The following is a 9,076-nucleotide window of genomic DNA, read 5'->3' as shown; positions in this document are numbered from 1 at the left end:
ATCGTCGAGCGGTGCTTCTCGATCAGGTCGACGACGCTCTCCTCGACGTGGGGCCAGAGCGACCCGCTGCGCGCCGGGTCGGCCGACTCCTCGTCGTACTCCCCGGGGCTGGTCATGTCCTCGACGGGGACGACGACCCGGAGGTCCCATTCCTTCGTCGATGGCGGCGCGACGATCTCGACCGGGGCTGAACCACCGAGGAACCGGGCCACCTCCTCGAGCGGGCGCACGGTCGCGGAGAGCCCGACGCGTTGCGCGGGTGACGGGAGGAGAGCGTCGAGCCGCTCGAGAGAGAGCGCGAGGTGGGCGCCCCGCTTGGTCCCGGCAACGGCGTGGACCTCGTCGAGGATCACTGTCTCGACGCCGCGTAGCGCCTCCCGCGCGCCCGAGGTGAGCATCAGGAAGAGCGACTCGGGAGTCGTGATCATGATGTCGGGCGGGGCGGTTGCGAGCTTGCGACGCTCGGCGGCCGGGGTGTCGCCGGAGCGGACGCCGACGCGCACGTCGTTGACGGTCAGGCCGAGCCGCTCGGCGGTGTGGCCGATGCCTGTCAGCGGCGCCCGGAGGTTGCGCTCGACGTCGACGGCGAGCGCCTTCAGGGGTGACACGTAGAGCACGCGACAGCGCCGCTTCGGATCCTCGGGTGGCGCCGCGGTCATCAGCCGGTCGACCGACGCCAGGAACGCCGACAGCGTCTTGCCCGAGCCCGTCGGCGCGACGACGAGAGCATGGCGCCCAGCGGCGATCGCCTCCCAAGCCCCAGCCTGGGCAGGGGTCGGCGCCGCGAAGGCAGCACGGAACCACGTCCGTGTCGCCTCACCGAAGCGCTCGAGCGGGTCTGTCATGGGGCCATCCTTGCCGACGGCACCGACAACGTCAGCCGCTGAGTTGCGCCAGCTGCTGCATCTCGGACTCGTTGGTGTCCTCGACGTCGGCCGCAAGGGTCTTCGCCCCGCTGAAGACACCCTCCGCGGCCTCGGCTGCCGCGATGTCGCCGCTGGCCTCCAGCTCCTCGCGGTAGGCCGCCACCCACACCTCGGCGAACTCCGCGTCGGTGGCGCTCTCGATCTCCTCGAAGTGGTGCCCACCTGCGTGCGCGGCGGCGTGGTCGCGGATGGTCGCCGGGACCTCCTTGTCCCAGTCCGTCAGCCAGGTGGTCACCTGCTCGATCTCTGCGGCCCGCACCGCGCGCGCACCGTCGACGAACGCCGTCAGCTCGGTGTCGAGCGGACGCTCCAGGGTCAGGTCGATGAGCGCGAACTCTCGCGCCCGCTGCACGAGCAGGTCGTTGGCGAACGTCGCGTCGGCGCTGTTGAAGACGGTGCCGTTGGCGGCGGTCTCGCGCGGCAGCGGAGCCTTCTCCTCCTCTCCGCACGCGCCGAGCCCGAAGGCGACGGCGACGGTCAGGACGGCGGAGGCCACACGGCGTACGGACATGGCAGGGATGGTGCCATGGGTGGCAGGAAAGCCCGCGACGGACCGTCTCGCTGGCTGGTTGAATTGGGCCCATGGCAACGCTGCAACCGGTCCCCGATGACAAGGACTGGACCTGGGTCCTTTCTCGGCCCTGTCCGGAGTGCGGCTTCGTGCCCGACACCTGCGAGAGCCGGGAGTTCGGGGAGATGTTCCGGATCAACGCAGCGCGCTGGGCTGCGGTCCTCGAGCGGCCCGAGGCGTCGCTGCGGCCGGAGGAGCGCACGTGGTCGCCACTCGAGTACGCCTGCCACGTCCGCGACGTCCACCGGATCTTCGCTGAGCGCCTCGTGCTGATGCTGGAGGCGGAGAACCCGCAGTTCCCCAACTGGGACCAGGACGCCACCGCCCTTGCGTCGGACTACGCCTCCCAGGCCCCCGCAGTGGTCGCCGCCGAGCTGTCGGAGGCCGCCGGTCAGGTGGCCTCCCTGTACGACGGCGTCGCCGGCGACCTGTGGACGCGGCTCGGCACGCGCAGCAACGGCTCGGTCTTCACCGTCGACAGCCTGGGTCGCTACCACCTGCACGACGACGTCCACCACCTGTGGGACGTGCGCGGCTGATGCGCCACACCGAGTTCTGGGACCGTCTCGTGACCGCGCTGGGTGACACCGCCTACGCGCGCTACTGGGCCGGCAGCCAGGTCATCGGCAGCCTCGGCAGCCGGACGGTCGAGGAAGCGCTTGCCGCGGGGGAGAGCCCCAAGGTCGTCTGGCGTGCGGTCCACGAGACGCTCGGCCTGCCCGCGAGCACTCGGTGACGCGTCGATGACGCTGGCGCCGGAGGTCCTCGACACGGTCGCGCTCCAGCGGCGTACGGTCCGGAGCCTCGTCGCCACCCAGGCGGTCGGTGCGCTGGGCATCACCATCGCGCTCGCCACGGCCTCTCTCCTGGCGCGCGACCTCAGTGGCTCCGACAGCCTCGCCGGTCTCGCCCAGACCAGCCAGGTCGTGGGTGCTGCCGTGGCGTCGTGGACGCTCGCGTCGGTGATGGCGTCCCGCGGACGCCGGGTCGGGCTCCTGGCCGGCATCGGGTTCGCGACCCTCGGCTCACTGCTCTGCGTCGTGGCCGGTGCCGTCGGGTCGATGACCCTGTTGCTTCTCGGCACCTTCCTGGTCGGGGCGATGACCGCCGCGAACGCCGCCGCGCGCTACGCCGCCACCGACCTCGCGGCACCGGAGAGCCGGGCTCGCGACCTCTCCATCGTCGTCTGGGCGACGACCATCGGGGCGGTCCTCGGACCCAACCTCGCCCAGCCCTCCGCCCGCGTCGCCGTCCGGCTCGGCCTGCCGCCGCTGACCGGTCCGTTCCTCGTCGGGGCCGTCGGGATGGCCGTTGCTGCGCTGGTCGTCGCCCTGCTGCTGCGCCCGGACCCGTTGCTGGTCGCGCGAAGTCTGACGGGCGGCGCCGCGCCACAGCGACGAGGTCCCGGAGGTGTGCTCACCGGGGCCGTCGCGGTGATGCGCGTGGAGCCGCTCGTCACTCTCGCGATGACAGCAGTTGCCGCGGCCCACGCCGTGATGGTCGGCGTCATGGTGATGACGCCGCTCCACATGGAGCACGGAGGGGCCCATCTGCACGTGATCGGCCTGGTGATCAGCGTCCACGTGCTCGGGATGTTCGCCTTCGCGCCGCTCGTCGGCTGGCTCACCGACCTGCTCGGGCGTCCGCGCATGATCGTCCTCGGCGCGCTCGTGCTGCTGGTGGCGGTGGCCCTTGCCGGCATCTCGCCGCGCGGGAGCTCCTGGCAGGTCTTCGCCGGGCTCTTCCTGCTCGGTGTGGGGTGGTCGTTCGTCACGATCGCCGGCTCCACACTGCTCACCGACCGCACGCCGCTCACGTCACGCACGGACGTGCAGGGTGCCTCCGACCTGGTCATGGGGCTCGCTGCGGGTGCAGCAGGCGGCGTCTCCGGAGCCGTCGTCGGCCTGCTCGGCTACGGCTGGCTCAACGCCCTCGCGGCGCTCCTGGCCGCGGTGGTCCTCGGTGCGGGCCTCGCTGCTGCACGCACGCGTCAGTAACTGCAAGACCCTCTAGAAGAGGCCGAAGCCTGCCGGCTGCTCGAACGCCCGCTTTGCGAAGAGAGGCGGGTTGTCGAGGTGTGCGACCAGACAGGTGGTCTGGTGCGCCGCCTTCTGCGCCGGGTTGCTCGCGGTGTGCACCCAGAACGGTGGCTTCACCTTCTTCGCCCCGACGGCTGCGTGTGTGACGGCGCACAGGTCGCCGCGGGAGAGGACTTCCTGGAGACGCTCGATCGCCTGGTTCCACTCGCGGAGCTCCGGCATCTCGACGACGTCGGTGTCCGGGTTGAGTGCCTTGGCGACGTCGATGGTCGCAAAGGCCTCGCCCAGGTGCGGCTGGTTGCAGGGAACGGTGCCACCGTCCACCACGCACACGCGGTGGTCGAGCGGAAATGCCTTGGTGGCCCAGAGGCTGATCAGCGACTGCTCCGTCGGCGACTCGACGTCGATCGGATCCGAGGCATCGGCGTCCGATCCGTAGCCCACCGAGCAGACGAGCTGGCGGTCACCCGCTGTCCAGAGGTCGACCGGACTCAGGCTGAGCACGTGCTTGACGCCCCACAGCGCTGGCGCGACGGTGTGGTCGATCCACGTGTAGCGGGCCGGACCGTACTTGTTCGCGTCCGCCAGCTTGTAGCGGATGCGGGTGAGGTGGGTCTGCTTGCGGAGCGCCGCCTGGCAGCTGTCCGCGACGAAGGCCAGCCATCGCTCGCTCCCCGGGTCCTGCGGGTCGGGATCTCCGAGGCGCGCCCTCCCGGCAGCGGAGTCGCTGCCCGGCGTGAGCGCCCATGCCGGGACGTCGACGACCCCGGTCACCTCGTAGCGGTGCGCCTCGGTGCAGACGACGACCGTGCTGAAGTCAGGTGAATCGGAGCTCCCGTCCTGGATGCCGTCCCGCACGCACTGGCCGACGCGCGGAACCTGCGTCGCGGCCTTCGCGCTCGCGCCGGAGTCGCCGGAGTCTTCTGCGGGGGACTGCCCGCCGCAGCCTGTGGTGAGCGCAGCGATGAGGACAGCGACGACGAGTGGTGCGCGGTGACGCATGGCTACCTCCGAGACGGCTGGCTCGAGGCTAGCCGTGCGTGGCCATCGAGTCTCAGTACGCCACGCGGTCCTCGCGCTGCAGCCACGCGTCGAACGGTGCCCGGGCATCCGGCGTACGCCGCTGCTCGATCTGTGCGGGCCAGTCGTCGCGCTGCCCCGCGAAGAGCTCGCGGAAGGTCTGGTCGGAGAAGCCAGCCCACGCGGCATCCTCCCGGTCGGCCGCGAAGACGATGCGGTCCACGCGGGCCCAGAGCGCTGCACCGAGGCACATCGGACACGGCTCGCAGGAGGCGTAGACGGTGACTCCCCGCAGCTCGTTGCTGCCGAGGGCGAGGGCTGCCGCGCGGATGGCGGTCACCTCGGCGTGCGCCGTGGGGTCCATGTCCGGGGTCACCCGGTTGGTGCCGTGCGCGATCGCGACGCCGTCTCGCACGAGCACGGCTCCGAATGGCCCGCCGCCGGCAGCCACGTTCTCGCGGGCGAGCTCGATGGTGCGCGCAAGCCACTTCTCGTCATCCATGAGGAGATCGTGGCACGTGCGAAAAGTGCGCGTGTCGCGTTCGAGCTTCGAACAGATGTTCGGCTAGCGTGGCACTACCGGGTACGACGGGTGGGCGAGGTTTTCCACAGGCTGCGACCGTGCTGATCAGGCTCTGTCGGTGGTTCGCCCTAACGTCGCCGATGTACTCGGCTGGTGACTACGTGATGAGGAAATGAAGATGGCTGGAGACCGCGGCAAGGCGCTCGACGCAGCGCTCGCAAACATTGAGAAGCAGTTCGGCAAGGGTTCGATCATGCGCCTGGGCGACGAGACCCGCGCTCCGCTCGAGGTGATCCCGACGGGCGCGATCGCCCTCGACGTCGCCCTCGGCATCGGAGGCCTCCCGCGCGGTCGCGTGGTGGAGGTCTACGGTCCCGAGTCGTCGGGTAAGACGACGGTCGCCCTCCATGCAGTGGCCAACGCCCAGCGCAACGGCGGCCTGGTTGCCTTCATCGACGCCGAGCACGCGCTCGACCCGGAGTATGCGAAGGCGCTAGGGGTCGACACCGATGCCCTGCTGGTCTCCCAGCCTGACTCCGGCGAGCAGGCGCTCGAGATCGCCGACATGCTGATCCGCTCCGGTGCGCTCTCGCTGATCGTCATCGACTCCGTCGCCGCACTCGTGCCCCGCGCCGAGATCGAGGGCGAGATGGGTGACAGCCACGTCGGTCTCCAGGCCCGCCTCATGTCGCAGGCGCTCCGCAAGATGACCGGTGCGCTCAACCAGACCGGCACCACCGCGATCTTCATCAACCAGCTCCGCGAGAAGATCGGCGTCATGTTCGGCTCGCCGGAGACCACCACCGGTGGTCGCGCGCTGAAGTTCTACTCCTCGGTCCGCCTCGACGTGCGGCGCATCGAGACGCTCAAGGACGGCACCGACATGGTCGGCAACCGCACCCGCGTCAAGGTCGTGAAGAACAAGGTCGCCCCGCCGTTCAAGCAGGCCGAGTTCGACATCATGTACGGCAAGGGCATCTCCCGTGAGGGTGGCCTGATCGACGTGGGTGTCGACGCTGGCCTCGTCCGCAAGGCCGGCGCTTGGTACACCTACGAGGGCGATCAGCTCGGCCAGGGTAAGGAGAATGCGCGCAACTTCCTGCGTGACAACCCGGACCTCGCCAACGAGCTGGAGAAGCGCATCCTCGAGAAGCTCGGCGTCGGCCCGGTGGTCGATGCGCCCGCCGAGGAGCCGACCAACGTCGACTTCTGATGACTGAGCACCAGGAGGCGGTGGCTCCGGCGTGGCACGGTGACGTGCATGCCGGAGTCGCCGCCTGGCTCGGTCAGGCCGGTCCGCCGCCCGACTTCGCCGTGGCGGGTGACGACCGGGTCGCTCCGGCCACCACACCGCCTCCGGACGACGTCGAAGCACTCGGCCCCGAGGCTGATCACGAAGCGGTGGCCCGCAAGATCCTGCTCGACGCACTCACCGGAGCCGCTCGCTCCCGCAAGGAGCTCGCCGACAAGCTGGCGAAGAAGGACGTGCCTGCGGGCATCGCGACCCAGCTCCTCGACCGGTTCGAGGAGGTCGGCCTGGTCGACGACGCCGCCTTCGCCCGCGCCTGGATCGCCTCGCGCCAGCCGGGCAAGGGCCTCGCGTCGCGGGCGCTCGCGCAGGAGCTGCGACGCAAGGGCATCGACGACGAGGTCGCCCGCGAGGCCCTCGACGAGATCGACCCCGACGATGAGCGTGAGGTCGCCCGCCGGCTCGTGCAGCGCAAGCTGCGCTCGATGAAGGCGCTCGCTCCCGAGGTCGCGACACGACGCCTCGTGGGCATGCTCGCGCGCAAGGGCCACAGCCCGGGAGTCGCCTACGCCGTGGTGCGTGAGGAGATCGGCGCCCTCGACGACGACTCCGACCTCATCTGACGCTGAGCATCGCCTCTGACCACGCAAGAGTCGCCTTGTGGTCAGCCGCGGATCGAACTGTGCCGAGCCCTATGGTTGCGCCATGAGCTCCTTCTCCTCGGCGCACCGGCTCACGCCGGGGCCCGTCGACCTGACGGCGATCGATCCGGCCGACCATCCGGCGTACGACGGGACGAAGGCGGAGGGCGAGCTGGCGCTCGCTGCGCTCGGACCGGATCTGGCCGAGCTGCAGGAGCGGCTCTACGCCAACAAGGCGAGCGGCCGAAGCGTCCTCCTGGTGCTCCAGGGCATGGACACCTCCGGCAAGGGTGGCGTGCTCGAGCACACCGTCGGTCTGGTCAGCCCTGCGGGCGTCCGTGTGACCAGCTTCAAGGCGCCGACGGAGGAGGAGAAGCAGCACGACTTCCTCTGGCGGATCGAGAAGGCCTTGCCCTCTGCCGGCATCATCGGCGTCTTCGACCGCTCGCACTACGAGGACGTGTTGATCGCCAAGGTGCGCGCCTTCGCCGACAAGGCCGAGATCGAGCGGCGCTACGAGGCGATCACCGCCTTCGAGCGCCGGCTCGCCGACAGCGGCACGACGATCGTGAAGTGCATGCTCCACATCTCCGCCGACGAGCAGAAGGAGCGCCTGCTCGCGCGCCTCGAGGATCCGGCGAAGCACTGGAAGTTCAACCCCGGTGACATCGACGAGCGTGAGCTGTGGCCGGCGTACCGTGCTGCCTACGAGATCGCACTCGAGCGCACGCACACCGAGGCCGCCGCCTGGCACGTCATCCCGAGCGACCGGAAGTGGTACCGCAACCTCGCGATCGGTCACCTGCTCCTGGACGCGCTGCGCGGCATGGATCTGGAGTGGCCGACGGCCGACTTCGACGTCGAGGAGCAGAAGCGGCGCCTGGCCGACGAGGTGCCGGTCCGGTGATCCCCACCCAGACCGTCACGCGCTACGTGGCGCCGCTGCGTGAGGGCGGCTCGCTGCCCGGCATCGTCGAGGCCGACGACCTCGGCACCTATGTCTGCAAGTTCCGCGGTGCCGGTCAGGGTCTGCGGGTCCTCGTCGCCGAGACGATCGTCAGTGGCCTCGCGCTCCGCCTCGGCCTGGAGACGCCACGCCTGGCCGCGCTCGAGCTGACCGATGCGATTGCGCGCTACGAGGCGGACGAGGAGGTCCAGGACCTCCTGAAGGCGAGCGTGGGCCTCAACCTCGGTGTCGATTTCCTCCCTGGTGCATTCGGCTTCGACGGCACCACTGCGTTGCCCCCGGGCCAGGCCGGCACAGTCTTCTGGCTCGACGCATTCTGCGCCAACGTCGACCGCTCCTGGCGCAATCCCAACCTCCTGCTCTGGCACGGCGACCTCTGGGTCATTGACCACGGTGCGTCGCTCTACTTCCACCACGGCTGGAGCGGGGGAGTCGGTGACCCAGCCCGGTTCGCCGCGCTCCCGTGGAGCTCCGACGACCACGTGCTGCTCGAGGCAGCGAAGGCTGACGACCTCACGGCGATCGACGGTCGGGCGCGCGCAGTGCTCTCTCGCGAGGTCTTCGCCGAGATCCTCGCCCAGGTGCCGGATGCGTGGCTCGAGCCCGTGCCCGGCACGGACAGCGCGGAGGCCGTGCGCGCGGCGTACGTCGACTTCCTCGCTGCCCGGTTGCAGGCGACCGGCTGGTGGGAGGCGGTCGCGCGATGACCACCCGGCACCCCTACCAGTACGTCGTCCTCCGCTGCGTGCCGCGCGTCGAGCGCGAGGAGTTCCTCAATGTCGGCGTCGTCGTCTACTGCCAGGAGACGAAGTTCCTCGCTGCTGCGTGGGCGTGCGACAGCGCACGTCTGTTGGCCCTCGACCCGACGCTCGACGTCAGCCGGGTCTGCGACGCCTTGTCGTACGTCGAGGGGGTCTGCGCTGGCGACGCCTCCGTCGGTGCGGCAGGTCGCGGCGACCTCGGCACACGTTTCGGCTTCGTGAAGGCTCCGCGCAGCACCGTGCTGCAACCAGGTCCGGTGCATGGCGGCGTCACCGCCGACCCGGCGCGCGAGCTCGCGCACCTGGTCCAGCGCTTCGTCTCCTGACCAAGCCCCCGAGGCGGCGCAAACCTGCACGCGACGTGCACCGAGGCGGCGTG

Annotated in this window: 12 protein-coding genes; 8 read left to right on the top strand and 4 right to left on the bottom strand. The window is 70.3% G+C overall.

Going from position 1 to position 9,076, the window contains the following annotated elements:
• Nucleotides 1–845: DEAD/DEAH box helicase (locus VLF38_RS08140; RefSeq protein WP_325270773.1), on the bottom strand; the 845-nt coding region annotated here is incomplete at its 3' end.
• Nucleotides 846–876: 31 nt separating this feature from the next.
• Nucleotides 877–1,437 carry a DUF305 domain-containing protein gene (locus VLF38_RS08135; protein WP_325270772.1) on the bottom strand — a complete coding sequence of 187 codons (561 nt, stop codon included), beginning with the start codon at nt 1,435–1,437 and terminating at the stop codon, nt 877–879.
• A gap of 71 nt (nt 1,438–1,508) precedes the next feature.
• Here VLF38_RS08135 and VLF38_RS08130 point away from each other — a divergent pair, with 71 nt between their 5' ends.
• From VLF38_RS08130 to VLF38_RS08120, 3 genes are read left to right on the top strand one after another with little or no spacing between them, the layout of a single operon-like run.
• Nucleotides 1,509–2,036, top strand: coding sequence for a DinB family protein (locus VLF38_RS08130; RefSeq protein ID WP_325270771.1), 528 nt, complete (start codon nt 1,509–1,511; stop codon nt 2,034–2,036).
• The gene (locus VLF38_RS08125) at nt 2,036–2,233 is read left to right on the top strand and encodes a DUF3046 domain-containing protein (RefSeq protein WP_325270770.1); all 198 of its coding nucleotides are present in this window, start codon (nt 2,036–2,038) and stop codon (nt 2,231–2,233) included. The genes VLF38_RS08130 and VLF38_RS08125 overlap by 1 nt, the downstream gene beginning before the upstream one ends.
• A gap of 7 nt (nt 2,234–2,240) precedes the next feature.
• Nucleotides 2,241–3,494: an MFS transporter gene (locus VLF38_RS08120; protein ID WP_325270769.1), complete on the top strand. Its 1,254-nt coding sequence runs from the start codon at nt 2,241–2,243 to the stop codon at nt 3,492–3,494.
• Nucleotides 3,495–3,506: 12 nt separating this feature from the next.
• Here VLF38_RS08120 and VLF38_RS08115 read toward each other — a convergent pair whose 3' ends face one another.
• Nucleotides 3,507–4,538: a hypothetical protein gene (locus VLF38_RS08115; RefSeq protein ID WP_325270768.1), complete on the bottom strand. Its 1,032-nt coding sequence runs from the start codon at nt 4,536–4,538 to the stop codon at nt 3,507–3,509.
• A gap of 52 nt (nt 4,539–4,590) precedes the next feature.
• Entirely contained in the window at nt 4,591–5,058 is a 468-nt protein-coding gene (locus tag VLF38_RS08110; RefSeq protein ID WP_325270767.1) for a nucleoside deaminase, read from the bottom strand.
• 193 nt (nt 5,059–5,251) lie between these two features.
• Between VLF38_RS08110 and recA the strand changes: the two genes are divergently transcribed.
• From recA to VLF38_RS08085, 5 genes are all read left to right on the top strand, one after another.
• A complete protein-coding gene (recA, locus tag VLF38_RS08105; RefSeq protein WP_325270766.1) occupies nt 5,252–6,292 on the top strand; it encodes a recombinase RecA in 1,041 nt (346 codons plus the stop codon).
• A complete protein-coding gene (locus VLF38_RS08100; RefSeq protein WP_325270765.1) occupies nt 6,292–6,951 on the top strand; it encodes a regulatory protein RecX in 660 nt (219 codons plus the stop codon). The genes recA and VLF38_RS08100 overlap by 1 nt, the downstream gene beginning before the upstream one ends.
• Before the next feature lie 82 nt (nt 6,952–7,033).
• Entirely contained in the window at nt 7,034–7,876 is an 843-nt protein-coding gene (locus VLF38_RS08095) for a PPK2 family polyphosphate kinase (RefSeq protein ID WP_325270764.1), read from the top strand.
• A complete protein-coding gene (locus VLF38_RS08090; protein WP_325270763.1) occupies nt 7,873–8,643 on the top strand; it encodes a HipA family kinase in 771 nt (256 codons plus the stop codon). Before VLF38_RS08095 ends, VLF38_RS08090 begins: the two co-directional genes overlap by 4 nt.
• Nucleotides 8,640–9,023, top strand: a complete 384-nt coding sequence (locus VLF38_RS08085) for a DUF3037 domain-containing protein (protein WP_325270762.1) — start codon at nt 8,640–8,642, stop codon at nt 9,021–9,023. Before VLF38_RS08090 ends, VLF38_RS08085 begins: the two co-directional genes overlap by 4 nt.
• Nucleotides 9,024–9,076 lie beyond the last annotated feature (53 nt).

This window comes from Nocardioides sp., assembly GCF_035481145.1.
GTDB lineage: Bacteria > Actinomycetota > Actinomycetes > Propionibacteriales > Nocardioidaceae > Nocardioides.
The sequence above is the reverse complement of the archived record's forward strand: the minus strand, read 5'-3'. Positions and strand labels throughout refer to the sequence as shown.